Origin of the sequence: Nocardiopsis eucommiae, from assembly GCF_965344335.1 — a bacterium.
Taxonomy (GTDB): Bacteria; Actinomycetota; Actinomycetes; order Streptosporangiales; family Streptosporangiaceae; genus Nocardiopsis; species Nocardiopsis eucommiae.
Map to the genome: position 1 here is coordinate 58,124 of NZ_CBDRIY010000019.1, position 17,064 is coordinate 75,187.

Consider the following 17,064-nt stretch of genomic DNA (forward strand, 5'->3'; position numbering starts at 1 on the left):
TCAGAGGAAGCTGTTTTTCAGGTCTTCGTCGCTGACGGTGTCCCAGTACTCGTTGTCGGGGACGGGTGCGCGCGCTCCGGTGTGGGCCTTCTCGGGGACGGGCAGCAACGGTTCGTCGTACACGTCCTGGTCCACGGGGTTCTTGTACGGCTGGTAGCCGCCCTTCTGCATGCGCCTGATGCGTTCCCCTTCGTCGAGGGGTTTCGGTACGCCTGCGGGGCTCTGGGAGCCGCGCACGATGGCGAGGTCCTGGCGGAGGGTGTGAAGATCCCGGTTCTCCACCCACCACGACAGCGAGCGGATACGGCCGCCCTTCCCGTCGCCTTGCTGGTTAATGAGGGTCGCGACCTTGCCGGCTTCCTCGGGGGTGCAGCCGAGACGGCGTTCGATGATCTGTTCTGGAGACTCAGTCTTCCTCGTCTTCTTCGGTGCGCCTTCACCCTGTCGGGGCTCAGCGGGAGCGCCAGCGGAAGAGGAAGAAGGTGTAGTTCGACCTCCATCTAGTTCGCCCTGCGTCTTGTTAGACCCCGGTATTGCGGGGTGCGCACCCCGGGATTCGGGGGCACGTACCCCGGTATTGCGGGGTACGGGGCCGGCCTCGGTTTTCCCTGTCGACCGAGGGGCGCTTTCCCGCTCGCGGCGCTCCTTGATGAGGGCTCGGGTGGCCTTCGCGGCCTTGCTCATGGCCTTGGGGTCGCCGGCGATGGCTTTGAGGGGTTCGAGGAGTTCCACGAAGCTCGTGACGACCTTGGTTTCGGGCGGCGGGTTGAAGCGGATCGCGTAGGTGTTGCGGGACTTCATGCCGCCGATCGTGTTGGAGGTCTTCACGACGATGTTCGCCTGGATCAGTTCGTCGATGTAGGGCGTGACCGAGTCGCCCTTGGATACCCCGAGGGTGACGGCGAGGAGGTTGAGGGATGGCCACACGCTGGTGTCACCGTTGGCGCGGCGGCCTTGGTTCACGAACGTGGCGAGCACGGTGTAGAGGTGCCGAGCGGTTGGTGAGAGGTCGGATCGGAAGGCGACCCAGTGGCCGACCTGTGTGAAGGTGGGCTGGTCGAGCGCTTCGATCTCGAAGGCGTCGGTGCTCATCGCGCACCTCCGTGGGGGAGGTACGACGTTGTGACTCGCGGGGTAGCGACCCGGTTTCGGGTACGAGCTACCATGTAGCTAAGCTTCATGCCTAGCCGCCTTTCCTGGTCTGAACAGGTGAGGTGGTCAGAGCCCGTCGTGGTGTTACCAGCACCCGGCGGGCTCGCTTTATGTAAATGTGCCCCCAGTTTACCTGCTTCGCACCAGTTCCAGAGGACCAGAAAACGGTGCGAGCAGGGGCTTCCGGGGCTACTTCTCTTCTCTCTCCCCGCCCTTCGAGGGCGCTGGCGGCCACTGCGCGCCGGGGTACCCGAGCCATGCTTCCCAGAGCTGCCGGGTGATCGAGCTGCGGTCTTCCCCGATGGACTTCGCGCCTGTGTCGAGGTCGTCCCACAGGTAGTCGGGGGTGTTCCGGACTCCCCGGAGTTTGTGCTTGTGCTGGTTGGCCATGGGCCCATTGTGAGGGTGGTTGACCACCTTGTCTAGCTGGGGCATACTGAGGTCAAGTCACAGGTGGTTAACCACCTGTGATCGGGTAAAATAGGAACAACGAACCCCCGAGGAACCCCCGTGCCCACCTACACCCCGCGCGCTGGCGACCTCGTCCGCGACGCCGACGACGAGATCTGGTTCGTCTACGCGTCCGAGGCGCACCCCACCCACCTCTACGGCATCAACGCCAGCTACGACCCCGGGCAGACCGGACAGCCCATCAAGACCGTGGCCACCCAATGGGGCCCGCTCCGCCTGGAGCACAGGCCCGCCAGCATCACCAGCTGAACGAAGGAGCCCCCGATGCTCGCCCACAACACCGTCAACTACATGAAGTACGTCGCCCGCGACTTTCTCGGCCACGACCTCGTCGGAGCCCCGTACACCCCGCACGGCGACACCCACCCCACCGAATGGCTCATGTACGCCGGACCCAACGGTGACCTGCTGGCCCGCCACATGGAGGACTTCGGATACACGGTCACGTCGCACGGAGGCGGGACGATCGGCGTGTCCGGCACCCCCACCGCAGTCGAGCGTGTCCGCGACCTGGAGATCCGGCAGGCCCAGGCCCGGGTGGAGGAGATCCGCACCACGGACCCTGAGCGGCTCATGCAGATGGCGGAGCGATTCTGACCCCTGCACGCAGAAGGCCGCCCCTGCACCAATCAGGGGCGGCCCGACAGAAGACTACCGAGGAGACACCGTGAACACCGACCCCTGCGACAGCACCGCCTGGAACGCACTCCCCAGCACCGCCACCGAACCCCGGCGATGCCGCGAACCCCACGGGCACGACGGATGGCACACCGACGGCACCATGGCGTGGGATGGCCATGGCCACGCTGGACCAGTCCGGCCCTGAACACTTCGGGCCCCACCACACGGCGGGGCCCGTTGTCACAGGTCAGGCACGGGCCTGAAAAACGAAAAGGCCCCACCATATCCTGAGGGTGTCTAAGCATCAGGAACGGCAGGGCCACCATGACCCACGATACCCCCGACACCACCGGTCAACGAATCGCCCGAGCGAGAAAACAACGAGGGCTCACCCAACAAGGACTTGCCGACCGCACCCGGTACAGCAGGTCACATATCGCCCAAGTCGAAAAAGGCCACAAAGAACCCACGCCCGCTTTCGTAGTGGCCGTGGCCAACACACTCCGCGAAGACCCCGACGCGCTCTCCGCCCCCTCCCCCAGCGTCACCGACACCAGCGACCGAATGCACACCTCCATCCCGCACCTGCGCCGCGCACTCGCGTGGTCGGACCTCCCACCCGACCTCGACGGCCCACCCCGGCCACTCGACACCCTCGCTACCGAGCTCGTCAGAGCCCAGCACCTACGCAGGATCGCCCGACACGGTCAGCTCGGTGGAATGCTTCCCGCCGTCATCGAGGAGCTGTCCCACCACGCCCACACCAGCGACACCCCGCAGGCGTGGGAGCTCCTCACTGACGCCTACGCTGCGGCTGGCGAGCTCACGAGGAGGCTCGGGTACACGGACCTCGCGGACTCGATGTTCAAGGAGGCCGGGCGGGCGGCCGGCCTGTCGGAAGATCCGCACTTGCCGTTGATCATCACGTGGCGGCGGTCTCTCGTTCTCATTCAGCACAGCGCGCTCGGGGCGGGGACCAAGCTCCTGGAGCACGCGATCTCCCGCGTCGACCGTGACCACCCCGGAGCGGACGAGGTCATCGGGGCGCTGCACCTGCGGGCAGCGATCATCTCCGGCAGGTCCGGGCAGGCCAGCCGGGCGTGGGGCCACTACGGGGAAGCTCGGGAAGTCTCTGACCGGGTCGACGGTAGGAAGCTGGACACGTACAGCACCTACTTCGTCGGCGCGAACGTCGCCATCCACGGAGCCGCCGTCGCAACAGAGCTCGGAGACTACGACGAAGCTGTCCGCCGCGACGAGATGATCCCCAGCCACGACCTCCAGACACTGCTCGCGGAACGCCAAGCCCACCACAGCATTGACATGTCGCGTGTTCACCTGGAGACCGGGCAGAAGCAGAAGGCCCTGGAGAAGCTCGTGCGCGCAGAGCGAGGAGCACCGCAGATGACCCGGTTCCACCCCAGCGCGCGCATGGTCGCGGCCCGTCTCGTGCCCCTGTACCGGGACCTGCCCGAGCCTCTGCGGGGGCTGATGTCGAGGATGCACCTGTGACCCCCGAGACTGTCCCCATGACTGATCAGCGTCCTCTCTACCTGCTCCTGTCCGGAGCGTCCACCAGCAGCAGCGGACCCGTCACGGGTCTCGTGAAGCTCCTCCAGGAGCAGGCCAGCACCGTCACGGTTCTCTCCACCCCTGCGGGGACGAGGTTCCACGACCTGGACGCCATCGCTGACCTCACGGGAGAACCTGTGCGGACCGAGTTCCGGCTGCCCGGCACGGGGCGCAGCATGCCGCCTGGCGCGGCCGTGGTGGCGTGCCCATGGTCGTTCAACTCCACGAACAAGACCGCGCTCGGCCTGGCCGACAACTTCGCGATCGCCCTTGCCTGCGAGATGATCGGCCGCGGCGTGCCCACGGTGGTCGTGCCCAAGGCCGGTGACGCGCTCGCGGGTCATCCAGCTTTCGGGCGGAGTCTGCGGGAGCTGGAGGCTATGCCTTCGGTGTCGGTGCTGCGTAGTGAGACGGGAAGTCTGCCGTCGTGGGGAGAGGTGGCGGAGGCTGTCGCGAAGGCGACCGCCTGACTGGGTAGCGCGAAGCTCGTGGGGCCTGATTGTTCCAAATCTTGGAACATCAGGCCCTTCTGCTGTCCGTACCTTCGTGATCACTGAGACACGCGAGGTGAGCAGATGATGACGGACGAGCAGGTCACCGACGACCCCGAGGTGGTCGCGTTGAGGGCGGCGCACGGCGACCGGTACTTCATCAGCCGGGTCGGGGCGTTGTGGATGGCGACGCTCCGCCAGGACGACGGCACCGAGCCGACCCTCGTCCGGGACACCGCTGAGGAGCTGGAGGCCGCGATGGCGAACCCTCGCCTGTGGGGTGGCCGGTTGCCCGGCCCGAGGAGGCCGCTGTGACCGACGATCTCACCCCTCGCGAGGAGGAGCTGCACCGCCTCCAGGGCGTGCGCGTCAAGCAGGAGCTCGCGGAGGAAGAGAAGCTCGGGCCTGCTCCCCATCTCGGCGGCGGACCGTTCGGTTCCACGGGCCTCACTCACCCCGACGACCAGTAGAGACTTCCGCACGTCCGGGCCCCGAGGCGGGCGTGCGGGACCAGACGCCGACACGACATCCATGAGGGGGAGTGGCGGCGGGGGTCGGGAGGTGCAACTCCCGACCCCACCAAGCTTCGCTTCCGGCCTTCGGGCTGGTGGTCCGGGTGGTGACCGGACCCCGGGGTGACGCCCGGCGACACCACAGGGGACAGCGCGCCCCCTCCGCCGCATTAGGTGATACGCGCAGCAGGACGGTCCGGCGGGGAAGAGCGCCGCAAAGGTGAGCCGGACCGGCCCCCGCTACCAATCCAGGTGGCGGGGGTTTTCGCGTGTCGAGCAGCAACTCCCAGACACAGCAACCGCGTCGCGCTAGATTGGTCTCCTGCTCCCCGCTATTGCGGGGGTGGTCCACTCAACCGCGATGAGTGCTCCCCGCGCACGCGGGGATCGAGAACCCCACCTACGGGTGGGGTTTTCTCGCGTCAAGGCACCCACGACCGCCAGTGCCACACATCCGGCGGACCGCCCGGAGCAGCCGTGTACAGCACCCTGCTCAGCGGGAGCCCCTGATCATCGTCCGGGGCGCCACTGGAGTCCTCCGGGACGAAGTCCATCCCGGGCTCCGGGTCGTCGAGTGCTTCACGGTCCACCGGCAGCACCCCTCCATCCATCGGCCCGCCGACCAACTGAACATTCACCATGTCGTTCATGAGCCGAGGATCCCACCCCACACCGACAGGCGCAGGAGGTGGCCCAGACCGGCCACGCGGGTACACCACCTGCATGGACACTCCCTTGCCCCCGGAGCCCGAAGAGCCCCCGCTCACGAGCGAAGAGCGCGCGTGGCTCGCAGGCCTGCTCGACGAAGTCGGACCCGAAGGCGCATACAAGGTCGCAGAGCTTCTGGGCATCGACCTGGACGGCGATACGGGCCTTTGAGGAGCCAGAGACTCCAGTGTGCGCAAGGTAGAGCGTTTCACTCCGAGTAAAAAGGGTTGCGCAGTACTGCACAACTTCTGCGCACACAACAGATGGCGATGTACTGTTGTGTGTGCTGGCCCGCCCCCCGACCGAGGAGCGAGCCAGATCGAGCAGCTAGCGGCCCTGCAAAGCTTTAGCTGCTCAGGACATCCACTGGATGATCGCGGTGAGGATCGCCTGCCCAGCGCCGCTTGAGGCGCCTGACACGAGACTGATCATCACGATCTCGTGCCAGAGCGGGCGGTCCCCTCCGCTTTCGAACTCCTTCAACTTCGCCTCCTGGCGCCCGTCGGGTACACGGACCAAAGGGATGACGCCTCTCCCTCTGGTGGACCGGAACCCGTACTAGACGAGGCGCGGTCCACCAGAGGGAGCGGGTGCTTCGGGAGTTCACGGGCACACTATCGGGCGTATGCGGCGTGCAACCGCGATTCTTTTGAACTTTCTTTCCCGGAAGGCGTTTGCGCACGTCAGGCACCATGGGTGTATGCGCACACCTGAGTGGGACGTCGAGAGGGCCCTCGACCCGTGGCTCCTCACGGCCGTTCCGGAGCTGAGGGACCGGCCGCGCGCTGCCGCGAGGATCGGTTGGCGGATCGCCGTGGCCATGCTGCGGGCGCGAAGCCGAGGTGGGGAACCGGCGCCGCTCGCGCTCAGCTGGACGATCCCGTTCGAGGACGTGGAGGGCCTGCTGAGGCTGGACACGATCCGGCACGTGCGCGGGCTCCAGGCGCTGTCGAAGATGACCGCGCCGGACTTCGTTCTCGAAGAACGGCTTGAGTACCTGCGGGCGGTCGGGCCGGACCTGCCTGTCGAGGTTCCGAGGTAGGGCTACGTCTCGGTGTCCAGATCCTTCGGGACGTCCTCAGGTGTCAGGTCGGGGCGCACGCGGACGTACCGGACGACGTGCCGCCACCGGCCCGCCACCTCCGCCGAGTCGGGCGACACCTCGACCACGACGTGCGGCTCCACCTGGGTGTAGTGCTGGCGGCCTTCGCTCCCCCACGTCGCGGCGAGGGTGCGGGGCCAGGGGTGGTCATCCGTCTTCACCATGTGCCCCGCCAACTCCTCAGACTCGTCCGGGGACAGGTCCGTCGTCCGGCCCGCCACCCGCAACTCCCCGGTCACCGAATCCACCCGCCCCAGGATCAGAGCCCGGGGTGCACGCGCGTGACCCACCACCCCGCCCACGATCGCCTCGGTGGTGACCCGGTGCTTCCACTTCCGCCACCCCCGGCTCCCGGGCCTGTACGAACGGCGGCCGTCCTTGATCATCACCCCTTCCACACCCACGGCGGGCATCTCCTCCCACCACTGCATGGCGACGTCGGGGTTGTCGGTCTGCCAGCCGAGCGTGAGCGGTGAGGGCTGTTCGACCAGGCCCATCAGACGCTCCAGTTCCCCGCGCCGGTGGGCGAGCGCCCGGTGTGTGAGGTCGCGGCCACCGATCCTCAACAGATCGAACACCACGAGGTGACACGGGTCGGAACGCGACAGCGCTCGGGCGCGGCGGACCGCCGCACTGTTCCGCCTCAGGAGTGCCCCGAAGTCCAACCTTCCGTCGTCCGCCCACCGGATGATCTCCCCGTCTAGGAGGACGCCCTCCGGGAGCGTCGCCAGGGCGTCAGCGATCTCCGGGAACTTCTGGCGGAGCGGCCGGTCCTGCTTGGACGACATCCTCACGGGCCCCGTCTCAGCCAGGCACCGGAAGCCGTCCCACTTGGGTTCGTAGAGCAGGCTCTCCCCTGTGGGGAGTTGATCGACGGCGGTTGCGAGCATCGGTTCCACGATCGGCCCCTACCCGGCACCAGCTCGGCAGGAGACCAACACGGGGTCTAGACACGAATGAAGCCCCGCCCTTAACCGGGCGGGGCTTCATGCAGTCTGACGTGCTTCATCAAGCAGGGCGCTCATCCGCTCAGGGCTGCGCGCTCGCGCGTACCGGAACGCCAGGGCACGCGCCGCAGCACTCCCCCACCGACGCGACATCCGCTCCTGCGGTGGATGCCACAGATGCCACAGCGGCGCCGACCCGCGCCACCCCTCCCCGGCCAGGGCCCGGAGGGCGTGCGCCCACGACTCGTCCTCCCCGGACCATCCGACGAACCGGGGATCGAGCGGTGCTTCCTCGTAGGTCTCACGTCGAAGTACGACCATGCCGCCGCCCGGCCACCCCTCATACGGGCGCTGGGTCAGATCCATGCCGACATGCGGGTCGTGCCCGTCGAGGACATCCTGCGTGGCGGCATGCGTGAGCCGCCAGACCGGGCCGTGCGGCATCGCCCACGCCACACCCGCCTGCACCTGGTCGACGGCGGTCTCCCAGCCCGGTGACCACACGTCAGCGTCCGCCACGACCAAGACGTCACCGCGGGCACGCGCGAGACCGTCTTCCACAGCCAAAGCTTTGCACCACGGGCCCTCGCGTTCTCCGACCACGACTTCGTGTCCGGTGGCCGCCCACCGTGACACCGTCCACGCCAAAGCTGCTTCACGGTGCCGGCATGCGGTGTCGGGCGACCACGGGATGATCACAGAGACTCGATCGCGTCCACCCACGCTGACAGCTCCTCCCCCGGGTCCAACTCGGCCGCGCGTGCGCGTGCCTTCTTCGCAGCCAGGCGCCACTCAGCAGTTTCCATCAGGCGCCGGATATGGGCTTCCCACTCGTCGAGGCGCCTCCGATCAGCCCACACCCCCGCATCCCCCAACGCCTCCTTGAGCCCCGGCGTGGGGTTCGCGATCGTGGGGATCCCCGAATGCGCCGCCTCGATCGACACCATCCCGTAGGACTCGTAGACACTCGGCATCAGCAGGACCCGGGTCTTGCCCCAGATGTCCCTCCGCGGGTTCGCGGTGTGCTGCTGGATGCGCACGTTCGGCACATCGGTGCGGATGATCTGCTCCCCGTGCCCACCGACCACCCCGAGGAACTGCACATCCGGCATCCTCTCCGCGAGCTCGTAGAGGATCTCGCCGCCCTTGTCCCGGTTGAGGTTCACGAGGGTGACGTGCTTACCCGGGCGAGTGCGGTGGCGGGCCCCGTCGATCGGCGGATGCACCACCAGGGTTCGGGTGCGCGGCATGATCATGCGCCGACGCCGGTAGTGCTCCTCCACCCACGCCGTGTTGAAAACCGCCAGGTCCGGTTTCCACCGGCGGCACACCTGCATGGCCCCCGGGAACGTGTTGTGGAAGATGTCCACCACGCGGGGCTTCTTCATCTTTCGGCGTGAGCACCCAGCCGCGTAGTGGGAGGCGTTCGGTGCCTCCTGGTGGTGGGACACGATCACGTCCGCGCCCACCTCATCCAGCATCTCCACCACCGCCTTCCGGCCTGCGCACCGAACCCGGATGCCCTCATGCTGGTACTCAGATGGCCCCCGTTCGTGGCTGGTGACGATGACTTCGACGTGGTGCCCGCGGGCCGCGAGGGCGCGGAGCATGGCGTGCAGCATCGTCTCGGACCCGGCCATGTAGTGCGGCACGTAGTAGTGCACCAGGGCGACGATGCGCATGGTTCTCCAGTGGTGGGCGGGCGCTTGGAGTGAGGGGCCGCCCCACCACACGCCGTGGGGGCGCTGGTGGGGCGGGATTCGCTCGGGTGGGCAGTGGGAGGCTTCGCCGCCGAACAGGTCGTAGGACGGCAGGCCAGGGTGGGCAGGGCCGGAGGTTTCCCAGTCGATGAGCAACGGGCCGCGCTCTTCGTGGAGCACAACGTTGATGAGGGACACGTCGCCGTGCACCCACCCCGCGTCGTGCACACGCTCCAGCAGGGCCCGGAGTCGTCCGGCGTGGGCGGGGTCGGGTGGCGTGTCGAGGATGGGTGTGCACCGCTCGATCTCCAGCGTGTGCGCGTCCACGGCGAGGAGCGCGGGGGCCGCCCACGGCAGGCGCTCGTAGGCGGCCACCTCACGCGCCAGCGCGGCTTCGCCACCGGGCGGGTAGCGCTTGATCACCCGGTCCGGCAGTACCTCTACGTGCGCGCGGACCGGGTGCCGCCAGTCGTGCTCAGGCCCCGTCACCGGGAGCGGGCCGGTCGGTGTGCGGGGCCGTGTACCCGGCGAGGAACGCCGCCACCGGGGGTAGCGCAGCGACGAGCAGGAACACAACCGGTTCGGGGAGCGGGCCGAACGCTCCGGGTTCCGCGAGGAACGCAGTGATGACAGCGAGCGCCACACCCGCGGCGAGACTGCCCAGCGACGCCACGGTGACCTTCGTTTCGATCTTGGACATGGGGACCTCTTCTCTTCGGTGTCGGGGAGTCACTTCGCGACCTTCTGGATGAACGCGGTCAGGATCTGCTTTCCGGCGGCTCCAGTGATTCGGTCACCGAAGTCCTGCTTGGACCCCTGCGACTTGCGGGCAGCGAGCACCGCACGCGACGTGGCGGGGCCGTAGTCACCATCGATCCCGTGGCTTCCGACAGAGAACCCGCCGCCCACCAGGAGCTCCTGGAGGTACTTGACGCGCTCGCCCTTGTCTCCCTGCTTGAGTCCGACCATGTCTGTCTCCGCTCCTGTGGGTGAGGTGCTACCGCCGCCCGAGGAGGGAGGCGGAGTGGTGGGCGTGGTGCCGCTCGAAGGGGCGCCCGTGAAGGTGCCGTTCCGCACCAGCGCAAAGGCGCGGTCGCCGGGGCAGGACGTGGCGACGAAGTCGCGGTGGCCACGGATCCCGGCGCCCAAGCCATGGTTCTTGCGCAGCCATGCCCGCAGCTGCCGAACACCCTCGATCGCGGCGGGGGTGATGGACTCCGCTGGGCCGGTCATCAGCGTGCAGCTGGTCCAGGTGGTGTTGCCGCCCGGTTGCGCGGCCTGCGCTCGGCGTGCGCCACGGCCCTCCATGACGATGCCGTGCGGGCACACCCCGAAGGAGTAGCCGATGTCCGCCCATCTGCGCCGAGGGCCCATGTGGAACGAGCGGGTGTTCTTCCAGTAGGTGCGGCACGCACTGTGGGCCTTGGTGTGCAGGCCCAGGTTCCCGGAGTCGTAGTGGATGACGAGTCCGCTCGCGCAGGGCGCGGATCCGGCTGCGGTGGCGCCCCATCCGAAGACGCTGCGTCGCTCAAGCTTCACGGTCCACCCCTTCAACATAGGTGTCGGCCGGATCGGTGCCGGGGTCGTCTACGGGCTGGTCCTCGTCGCCTACAGGGGTCACTTCGATGTCCTCGGCGGGGTCGTGCGCGGGCACGGGGTCAGGCATGGTCATGGGCGCCTCCTGGCATGAGAAAACCCGCCACGCGTGGCGGGTCATTGTGGGTCTGGTGGGAGCGTCACAACGGGCCCCGGTGGACCTGGAGGACCCGGAGGGCCGGAGGGGCCAGCAGGACCCGGAGAGCCACGTTCGCCCTGCTCTCCTGTGGGTCCCTGCGGTCCTTGCTCGCCGTCGACGCCATCAGCACCGTCGGATCCTGGTTCGCCACGGTCTCCCGAGCTCCCGTCCTCGCCAGGCGGACCGGGACTGCCGGTCTGTCCGTGGGGACCTTCGGGGCCAGGGCGTCCTGGGGCTCCGGATGGTCCAGGCGGGCCTGGGTGCGGGCTCCCTGTTGGTGGTGGCACCGGAGTGCCCCCGAGTTCCTCGACCTGGCGGGACAGCTCCTCGCGGTGCTGCTCAGCGTCCGAAAGGCGTTCCCCTTGGCGGGCTACCGACCCGATGAGGATCGCGACCGCAGCAGCGATAGCGAGGAGCACGAAGACAAAAGCCGTACCGCGGACACTGGGTCTCTGCATGGCCACGGCCGCTCACCCGCCCCGAAGAATCAGCGCGAGCACCACGCCCACCACGATCGGAGACAAGAACGAAGAGACCGCTGTCCAAACCGCCCTACGGATCTGCTCCCGCAGGTCAACGACCTGCGCTTCGAGTCTGCCGATGCGCTGTTGATCGCTGGCCCTGTGCGCCTCGTACACCTCTTTGAGGACGTACATGGACAGGCGCTGATCCAGTTGCGCGATGTCGCCGCTGAGCTCCCGGTAGCCCGACTCAATCGCACGCTTGAGCTCCCACATGGTGGGCTCGTCGGGCACAGGTTCCTCCTACTCGTCATCCGCCAGTGGAGGAGGGGGGTCCTCCGGGTAGTCGCCCGGAACCCCAGGGGGCAGAAGCTCGTCAGGGTCTGTTCCCGGCGGAGGGGTGTACCCCGGAGGTTCCACAGGGACCGGCGTGAGCGGGGTGTCCGTGTGGTCCTCGTCCTGCGTCGGGGCCTGGGTCGGGTCAGTCATACAAGTCCTCACATGAGTGGTTCGACGGTGATGGAGTTGTCCAGGGCCAGGTCGAAGGTCGATGTGGTCCCTGAAGTGATGCGGTAGCACGGCGTGAGCGTGTACTCGGCGTTGCCGAGCAGACTCACGGGCTTGGACCAATGGGACTGGCGCGTGGAGCCTGTGGCCGCCCCGATAGACCGCACGAACGCGCACCGAGACAAGTGAGCGCCGAGCGTCCCAGCGCCGGTCAGGCGGAAGCCGAGCGCGAGCGATGACGCCGCGGACGCCGGGTTCAGGCCGCACATGTTGATGGTGAAGCGCACCCGCCCCGACCAACCGGTTTTGAAGGTGAACGGCGCGAACGTCCCGGCCGGGAAGTCGTAGAAGTCCGTGCCCGTGGAGTAGCCCGTCAACTGGGCCTGGAGCTCACCGGTCACGGGGGCGTGCCGAGGAACGAGGAGAGTGTGAGTGCCCGCTAGCTGCACAACACCGTCTGTGGTGGCGTCCGTGGACGACCCCACAAGCTCGCCCTGGATGTAAAACCGCTGAGCCGCCTGAGTGATGATCGTGGTCGGCCGAGACGTGACCGCGCCCTCCACGTGCATGTACGACCTGCGGGTCGCCCCGGGACCGTCAGCGGACATCGGTGACTGGATCGACAAGGCCGGCGCATCCGATGCCGTGCGCCGAAGCGCGTAGATCGCGCCACCCAGCGCCTCGGGCTCCCCTGCGGTGGGCGGTGGCGGCATCGCTCCGATCGCTGACCACCCTTGGCTTGCCTGGATGGAGATGTCAGAGCCGTTCCCTGCTCGCCACAGGCCCGTGGCTTGGCCATCAGAGACCATCTGCTGGGATAGGGGCGCTGAACCGTCACCCGACACCGACTGCAGGGTGAGGCCGACCAGGCCGTCCTGCGCGACCACCCCGCCGATCGGCGAAGGCGTCGCGGGGTTGGCCCATGCCGTGAACTCCGCCTGCCCGGTAGTCGCTGCGAGCTGCGCTCGCTGCCCGGTAGAGGAGATGACCCGGGTGCGGACCACCCCTGAGGCGTCCTCGATCGAGCCCACATTTCCGGGTGCCGCCCCGATGGTGAAACGGGAACCCGTGATCTCCGAGCCAACGATGTTGCCGGTCAGGGTGAGGTTGCCGCCCTCCGTGGTGAGGATCAGCTCGCCATCGGCGTTGTAGACCTTGATGCCGTGGTTGTCGATCTCCGCCCGGTCAGCGCCAGGGTTGCCCGCGATCAGTCGGGACGCGAGGACGATCTCAGCGGCCAGCTTGGATGCGGTGACGGCGCCAGCGGTGATGTGGCCAGCCTCGATGGCTTCAGCAACGATGTGGTGGGCTTCAACCGCGAGCGCGCGGATCTTCGGTGACGTGACCGCGTCATCCGCGATTTCCGTCTCCGTGATCGAACCGGGGGCGGGAACCCCACCGACAGCTTCCGGGATCCCGGAAGCCTCCACGGACGGGGCACCCTCGACCCCGCCAGTACCGACCCCGACGAGCTGGACGTAGTAGGTCGTACCAACCTCCAGCGGCACCACGGGGAAGAGGCCACCTGCGCGCGGGATCGTGCCCTGGAACGTGGCCGCGCCCGGAGTGAACCCCGAGGTGGCGCTGACGTGCGCTGACACGTGGTCGAAGTCAGCAGGGAGCGCGAGATCATGCGCGAGTCGGCCGTCCCACTGCACCATCAAACCCACAGGGGCCGGGGCGACGATCGGAGCGGATGGGGCCGGAGGTGGATCGCCGCCCTCGGGGACCACACCCACGCTGCCGTCCGGCTGGTAGCCGAGACGAAGCCGTACACGTCCGGTCTCGGGGTCGACCACGTCGAGGCTGCCGGACTCTATCGAAGAGAACCCCAGCTGCGGTCGGCGCGACGCGCGCTTCACAGTGGCCAGCTCCGCCTGAGTGCGCTGAAGCTCCCGAGTGAGCCCCTCGATGGCGCGCCTCGTGGCTGCGTCCACATCTACCTCCCGGAGTAGTCGAAGGAATCGGATCGGGTGCACGTCACGGAGACGGTGTCGCCGTCCGGGGAGTACGTGTAGCTGAGGATGCGCACCCACATGGAGGTGGGCTGCCACCCGATAGTGGTCTGCACCAGCACGTCATCACCCGCACTGAAGCTGCCGAGCTCAGCATTGGGGTGGTCGCGCACGACGAACGACGTGATGTCGGTGATCTGCCTCGTGCGTGCTAGGTGGTCACGTGCGATCGTCGCCAGAGACGCGGCGTTGTCAACGTCTTCGGCGTCCACGATCTGCACCCGCCGTAGACGGCCGTCTCGCTGGCTGGCGGTCGCGCGCCGTTGCTTGGATCCCTCCCCTGCTCCGTAGGCTGCGACGACGTTCGCGAAGTCATCTCCGGAGCGTTGGAGGGTGACGAGTTCCGAGATGTTCTCGCCCTCGACGAAGCGCAAGTCGCTGGCGCGTCGCCCGAGGCGCGGGTAGCCGAGCTGGAGCCGCATCACGACGGACTCACGACCGGGCCCCCATGACCACTGCTCCCGGTACTCGATCCGGGCTTGCTGGCAGATCTCGTCGACCTTCGCGCCCACCTCGACGTCCTCGTACCAGGGCAGGCTGTACTGCCAGTAGACCGTTTTCCCGGTGGCTGCGGCCGGTTTGCGGTCGGCGTTGGTCCACACCCGGTCGATCGGGATCGGTGGGTCCTCGACCTCAGTGGCAGGCGGATTCGGCTGGTCGTCGGTGGGGAGCTTGCGGGCGTTGTGCCACGCCCCCAGCCGGTACGGCGTCGCCAGGTTGTCGACGTTCACGCCGAGGTTCCCGTCTGGTTGGCCTTGGAGGTGCCCCCACAGGGCACGGACCACGGTCGCCGCGTCCACGCCCTGCCCGGTCGTGCCGGCGCTGGATCCGCCCCAGGACAGGGTCGACGTGAGCGGCATGCCCGCCGCGTACCCGGAGAAGCCGACGCAGTCGAGGCTGAGGCTGTCCCCGGTGATCTCGGTGGACACCAGGATGCCGCCGCCTCGCAGCTGGCCGGACGCCTCCGCGACGATGATCGTGTCCCACTCCCGCAGCACCAGCTGCCCGTCCGGGCCGACCAGGTCGGCGTAGGTGGGTTCGATGCTCGCGGTCAGGTCACCTGGCCCGGACAGGGTGTGCGTGATCGACACGTCTCGCAGAGGGAGCTCGCGGTGCACCCACGTGCCGGTCCACCGGAGCGCGTAGTACCGCCAGCTCACAGCTGAGCCTCGGGCGCCGGGATCTCCAGGAACTCCAGGTCGCAGGAGAAGTTCGCCCAGTTGTCCGCGACCAGGCGGCCGTTCTGTCCGGCGCTACCCATGACGTACATGCGCACCTGGACCGTCAGGCCACGCCATGCGGGCGGGATCGGGATCTGGTCCTTGTTCGCGGCCGAGCACCTGTATCCGTTGGTGGCGCTGAACTGGTTGAAGTTGTACGCCGAGGAGGTGGTGTACAGCGGCCCGTCTGGACCGCCCACCAGGCCCACGAACAGCTGCCCGATCGCGTCGTTCGCGCCACTCGGGGTCAAGGGCTTGAGGAACACGTTCGTCCAGTCCGCGAGCACCTGCACCTGCGTCGCCCACTCGGGGATCGTCACTGTCCAGTCGTGCTGCGGCCATCGCTCGAAGTTCGGGTTCTGGATGTTCCCGGCTTCGTCCCACGACCCGTCCGTCTGGGTGCCACCACGCTGCACCCGCAGGACCCGTTGCGACTTGGGGTTCGCGGACCGGCGAAGGTCCGTGATGCGCGCGGCCGTGACCGTGCCCGTGGAAGCGGGCAGGGTGATGCGCGCGAGCGGGATCGCTGTCAGGCCTGCGGGAGGCTCGGTGGCAGTGCTACTGACACCCTCAATGACCCGGAAGTAGTAGACAGGGTCGGTGGTGACGTCATGCGACCACGGGGTGCCGTCGATGTTGGGGTCCTCAACCTGGAGGACGACCATGTCGGACCGGCCGCTGCCCGACCCGGTCGGTGAGATGTCGATGGTGTCGGTACCGACGTTGTATGCGAAGTAGGAGCCCTGGAACTGCTGCTCGCGGCCGAGGATCGTCGCGCCGCCCGCGAGGATGCGGACACCCCCGCCCGGCACCTCCAGCGGCAGCACCTGGAGGTGCCCGACATCCACCACTCCGTTCCCAGACGACGTACCCGACTGGTGCATCAGCCGCGCAATACGAGCCGACGACTGAGCGCCAGTGACCGCCCAAGAGTCCATTTCAAGAGCCACAATGTCCTCCTAAGGAGTGCTGTAGGCGTCGCGCCAGGAGATGACGCACCGGGACTGGCCGGACAGGTCCGTGCCCCGATAAGCGAGCACCGTCTGACCGACCGGCAACACGAATTCGGAGAGCGCGGCGCCGCGCGCCACACCGGCGAACGATGCTCCGTCGTCACGCAGGATCGTGCGTGCCCACGGGCGGGTGTCGATGGTGATCGACCTGTCGAACGCCAGCGTGGTGTCCAGAGTCAGACGCCTCCCGGTCCCCACGAGCTCGATCGACGGGTTCGCGACCGGCCCGTGGAACGTGATCACCGGCCATGACGGCGAGTCGCCGGAGTTGACGACCGCGTCCTGGCGGACACCCTGAGCGCCCCACGTGAGGGGCCAGGTGACCGGCCACACGATCCCGCTGCCAGCAGAAGCGACGAGGGTGAGCGTGATACTGCGCGCCCCGCCCTCGTCGCCGTTGTCGCTGTAGAACAGGCCGTCGGCGCACTTGAAGTCCGCGATCATCTCCACGTGGCCTTGCCGGATCATCCCGGCGTCCGGGGCCTCGAAGCGACGCGGCCGCCCGTAGACAACCACCGCCCGACCCCCAGGGAGTCGCATCCGCAACGGCATGACCGTGCGCGGACGCAGGCGTCGAGCAGGGTTGATCCACTTCGCCTGGAGTTCCGACCAGCGATCCCGAGCCTCCGCCGCGGACCACTGGCGGGCCGTGAACAACTCCCAAGTCAGCGTCCGGCCGCTGTGGGTGTCACGGCCGAACACCGTCCCATCCTGCCCTGGGAGCTGGAGGTCCCCGGTTTCGATGTCGGGCGGGCCGACCTCGAACTCACGGACTTCGATGCCAGTGCCACGGCCGAAGGCTACGCCGTCGAGTTCCCACCGCTGTTCCCGCAAGGG

General features: G+C 67.9%; 24 protein-coding genes. 8 read left to right on the plus strand and 16 right to left on the minus strand.

The genetic code is table 11. From position 1 onward, the window contains the following. Nucleotides 1-1,092, minus strand: coding sequence for a hypothetical protein (locus ACRWK8_RS14240; RefSeq protein WP_431870755.1), 1,092 nt, complete (start codon nt 1,090-1,092; stop codon nt 1-3). A gap of 249 nt (nt 1,093-1,341) precedes the next feature. Continuing rightward, entirely contained in the window at nt 1,342-1,542 is a 201-nt protein-coding gene (locus tag ACRWK8_RS14245; protein WP_431870757.1) for a hypothetical protein, read from the minus strand. Nucleotides 1,543-1,662: 120 nt separating this feature from the next. On the opposite strand from ACRWK8_RS14245, the gene ACRWK8_RS14250 reads away from it, so the two are divergent. The 6 genes from ACRWK8_RS14250 (at nt 1,663) to ACRWK8_RS14275 (ending at nt 4,777) form a co-directional block, all read left to right on the plus strand. After that, nucleotides 1,663-1,872 carry a hypothetical protein gene (locus tag ACRWK8_RS14250; protein ID WP_431870759.1) on the plus strand — a complete coding sequence of 70 codons (210 nt, stop codon included), beginning with the start codon at nt 1,663-1,665 and terminating at the stop codon, nt 1,870-1,872. A 15-nt stretch (nt 1,873-1,887) separates the two neighbouring features. Beyond that, entirely contained in the window at nt 1,888-2,220 is a 333-nt protein-coding gene (locus ACRWK8_RS14255) for a hypothetical protein (RefSeq protein WP_431870761.1), read from the plus strand. Nucleotides 2,221-2,568: 348 nt separating this feature from the next. Further along, entirely contained in the window at nt 2,569-3,756 is a 1,188-nt protein-coding gene (locus ACRWK8_RS14260; protein WP_431870763.1) for a helix-turn-helix domain-containing protein, read from the plus strand. Between the two features lie 17 nt (nt 3,757-3,773). Beyond that, the gene (locus ACRWK8_RS14265) at nt 3,774-4,286 is read left to right on the plus strand and encodes a flavoprotein (protein ID WP_431870765.1); all 513 of its coding nucleotides are present in this window, start codon (nt 3,774-3,776) and stop codon (nt 4,284-4,286) included. Nucleotides 4,287-4,391: 105 nt separating this feature from the next. Beyond that, complete coding sequence (locus tag ACRWK8_RS14270; protein ID WP_431870767.1) at nt 4,392-4,622, plus strand: hypothetical protein; 231 nt, start codon at nt 4,392-4,394, stop codon at nt 4,620-4,622. Then, nucleotides 4,619-4,777 (plus strand): hypothetical protein, encoded by a 159-nt coding sequence (locus ACRWK8_RS14275; RefSeq protein ID WP_431870769.1) that lies wholly within the window; start codon nt 4,619-4,621, stop codon nt 4,775-4,777. Before ACRWK8_RS14270 ends, ACRWK8_RS14275 begins: the two co-directional genes overlap by 4 nt. Before the next feature lie 464 nt (nt 4,778-5,241). Here the strand turns inward: ACRWK8_RS14275 and ACRWK8_RS14280 are convergent, their stop codons facing one another. After that, entirely contained in the window at nt 5,242-5,469 is a 228-nt protein-coding gene (locus ACRWK8_RS14280) for a hypothetical protein (protein WP_431870771.1), read from the minus strand. A 73-nt stretch (nt 5,470-5,542) separates the two neighbouring features. On the opposite strand from ACRWK8_RS14280, the gene ACRWK8_RS14285 reads away from it, so the two are divergent. Further along, the gene (locus ACRWK8_RS14285; RefSeq protein WP_431870773.1) at nt 5,543-5,698 is read left to right on the plus strand and encodes a hypothetical protein; all 156 of its coding nucleotides are present in this window, start codon (nt 5,543-5,545) and stop codon (nt 5,696-5,698) included. A gap of 183 nt (nt 5,699-5,881) precedes the next feature. On the opposite strand, the gene ACRWK8_RS14290 is transcribed toward ACRWK8_RS14285, so the two are convergent. After that, complete coding sequence (locus ACRWK8_RS14290; RefSeq protein WP_431870775.1) at nt 5,882-6,010, minus strand: hypothetical protein; 129 nt, start codon at nt 6,008-6,010, stop codon at nt 5,882-5,884. Between the two features lie 217 nt (nt 6,011-6,227). On the opposite strand from ACRWK8_RS14290, the gene ACRWK8_RS14295 reads away from it, so the two are divergent. Further along, nucleotides 6,228-6,569 carry a hypothetical protein gene (locus tag ACRWK8_RS14295; RefSeq protein ID WP_431870777.1) on the plus strand — a complete coding sequence of 114 codons (342 nt, stop codon included), beginning with the start codon at nt 6,228-6,230 and terminating at the stop codon, nt 6,567-6,569. 2 nt (nt 6,570-6,571) lie between these two features. Here the strand turns inward: ACRWK8_RS14295 and ACRWK8_RS14300 are convergent, their stop codons facing one another. The 12 genes from ACRWK8_RS14300 to ACRWK8_RS14355 all read right to left on the minus strand — a co-directional run bounded on the left by ACRWK8_RS14300 (nt 6,572) and on the right by ACRWK8_RS14355 (nt 16,929). Next, nucleotides 6,572-7,519: an ATP-dependent DNA ligase gene (locus tag ACRWK8_RS14300; protein WP_431870779.1), complete on the minus strand. Its 948-nt coding sequence runs from the start codon at nt 7,517-7,519 to the stop codon at nt 6,572-6,574. A 96-nt stretch (nt 7,520-7,615) separates the two neighbouring features. Then, a complete protein-coding gene (locus tag ACRWK8_RS14305; protein ID WP_431870781.1) occupies nt 7,616-8,095 on the minus strand; it encodes a hypothetical protein in 480 nt (159 codons plus the stop codon). Nucleotides 8,096-8,271: 176 nt separating this feature from the next. Beyond that, nucleotides 8,272-9,765, minus strand: coding sequence for a glycosyltransferase (locus tag ACRWK8_RS14310; RefSeq protein ID WP_431870783.1), 1,494 nt, complete (start codon nt 9,763-9,765; stop codon nt 8,272-8,274). Then, nucleotides 9,752-9,976: a hypothetical protein gene (locus tag ACRWK8_RS14315; RefSeq protein ID WP_431870785.1), complete on the minus strand. Its 225-nt coding sequence runs from the start codon at nt 9,974-9,976 to the stop codon at nt 9,752-9,754. Before ACRWK8_RS14315 ends, ACRWK8_RS14310 begins: the two co-directional genes overlap by 14 nt. A 29-nt stretch (nt 9,977-10,005) precedes the next feature. Next, nucleotides 10,006-10,815 carry a peptidoglycan recognition protein family protein gene (locus tag ACRWK8_RS14320; RefSeq protein ID WP_431870787.1) on the minus strand — a complete coding sequence of 270 codons (810 nt, stop codon included), beginning with the start codon at nt 10,813-10,815 and terminating at the stop codon, nt 10,006-10,008. Beyond that, nucleotides 10,805-10,948, minus strand: coding sequence for a hypothetical protein (locus ACRWK8_RS14325; RefSeq protein WP_378746811.1), 144 nt, complete (start codon nt 10,946-10,948; stop codon nt 10,805-10,807). Before ACRWK8_RS14325 ends, ACRWK8_RS14320 begins: the two co-directional genes overlap by 11 nt. Nucleotides 10,949-11,012: 64 nt before the next feature. After that, nucleotides 11,013-11,162: a hypothetical protein gene (locus ACRWK8_RS14330; RefSeq protein ID WP_431870789.1), complete on the minus strand. Its 150-nt coding sequence runs from the start codon at nt 11,160-11,162 to the stop codon at nt 11,013-11,015. 319 nt (nt 11,163-11,481) lie between these two features. Then, on the minus strand, nt 11,482-11,766 hold the full coding sequence (locus tag ACRWK8_RS14335) for a hypothetical protein (RefSeq protein WP_378746809.1): 285 nt from the start codon (nt 11,764-11,766) through the stop codon (nt 11,482-11,484). A 203-nt stretch (nt 11,767-11,969) separates the two neighbouring features. Then, nucleotides 11,970-13,916, minus strand: a complete 1,947-nt coding sequence (locus tag ACRWK8_RS14340) for a DUF4097 family beta strand repeat-containing protein (RefSeq protein ID WP_431870791.1) — start codon at nt 13,914-13,916, stop codon at nt 11,970-11,972. A gap of 2 nt (nt 13,917-13,918) precedes the next feature. Then, nucleotides 13,919-15,085, minus strand: a complete 1,167-nt coding sequence (locus tag ACRWK8_RS14345) for a Gp37-like protein (protein ID WP_431870793.1) — start codon at nt 15,083-15,085, stop codon at nt 13,919-13,921. Nucleotides 15,086-15,150: 65 nt separating this feature from the next. Next, a complete protein-coding gene (locus ACRWK8_RS14350; RefSeq protein WP_431870795.1) occupies nt 15,151-16,062 on the minus strand; it encodes a hypothetical protein in 912 nt (303 codons plus the stop codon). A gap of 111 nt (nt 16,063-16,173) precedes the next feature. After that, nucleotides 16,174-16,929: a phage tail family protein gene (locus tag ACRWK8_RS14355; RefSeq protein WP_431870797.1), complete on the minus strand. Its 756-nt coding sequence runs from the start codon at nt 16,927-16,929 to the stop codon at nt 16,174-16,176. Between the last annotated feature and the right edge of the window lie 135 nt (nt 16,930-17,064).

Bases quoted from the DNA above. Each gene is read 5' to 3' on its own strand.
- ACRWK8_RS14300 (WP_431870779.1), bottom strand. From the start codon at position 7,519: ATGCTCGCAACCGCCGTCGATCAACTCCCCACAGGGGAGAGCCTGCTC.
- ACRWK8_RS14270 (WP_431870767.1), top strand. From the start codon at position 4,392: ATGATGACGGACGAGCAGGTCACCGACGACCCCGAGGTGGTCGCGTTG.
- ACRWK8_RS14325 (WP_378746811.1), bottom strand. From the start codon at position 10,948: ATGACCATGCCTGACCCCGTGCCCGCGCACGACCCCGCCGAGGACATC.
- ACRWK8_RS14285 (WP_431870773.1), top strand. From the start codon at position 5,543: ATGGACACTCCCTTGCCCCCGGAGCCCGAAGAGCCCCCGCTCACGAGC.
- ACRWK8_RS14245 (WP_431870757.1), bottom strand. From the start codon at position 1,542: ATGGCCAACCAGCACAAGCACAAACTCCGGGGAGTCCGGAACACCCCC.
- ACRWK8_RS14240 (WP_431870755.1), bottom strand. From the start codon at position 1,092: ATGAGCACCGACGCCTTCGAGATCGAAGCGCTCGACCAGCCCACCTTC.
- ACRWK8_RS14280 (WP_431870771.1), bottom strand. From the start codon at position 5,469: ATGAACGACATGGTGAATGTTCAGTTGGTCGGCGGGCCGATGGATGGA.
- ACRWK8_RS14265 (WP_431870765.1), top strand. From the start codon at position 3,774: ATGACTGATCAGCGTCCTCTCTACCTGCTCCTGTCCGGAGCGTCCACC.
- ACRWK8_RS14260 (WP_431870763.1), top strand. From the start codon at position 2,569: ATGACCCACGATACCCCCGACACCACCGGTCAACGAATCGCCCGAGCG.
- ACRWK8_RS14295 (WP_431870777.1), top strand. From the start codon at position 6,228: ATGCGCACACCTGAGTGGGACGTCGAGAGGGCCCTCGACCCGTGGCTC.
- ACRWK8_RS14255 (WP_431870761.1), top strand. From the start codon at position 1,888: ATGCTCGCCCACAACACCGTCAACTACATGAAGTACGTCGCCCGCGAC.
- ACRWK8_RS14315 (WP_431870785.1), bottom strand. From the start codon at position 9,976: ATGTCCAAGATCGAAACGAAGGTCACCGTGGCGTCGCTGGGCAGTCTC.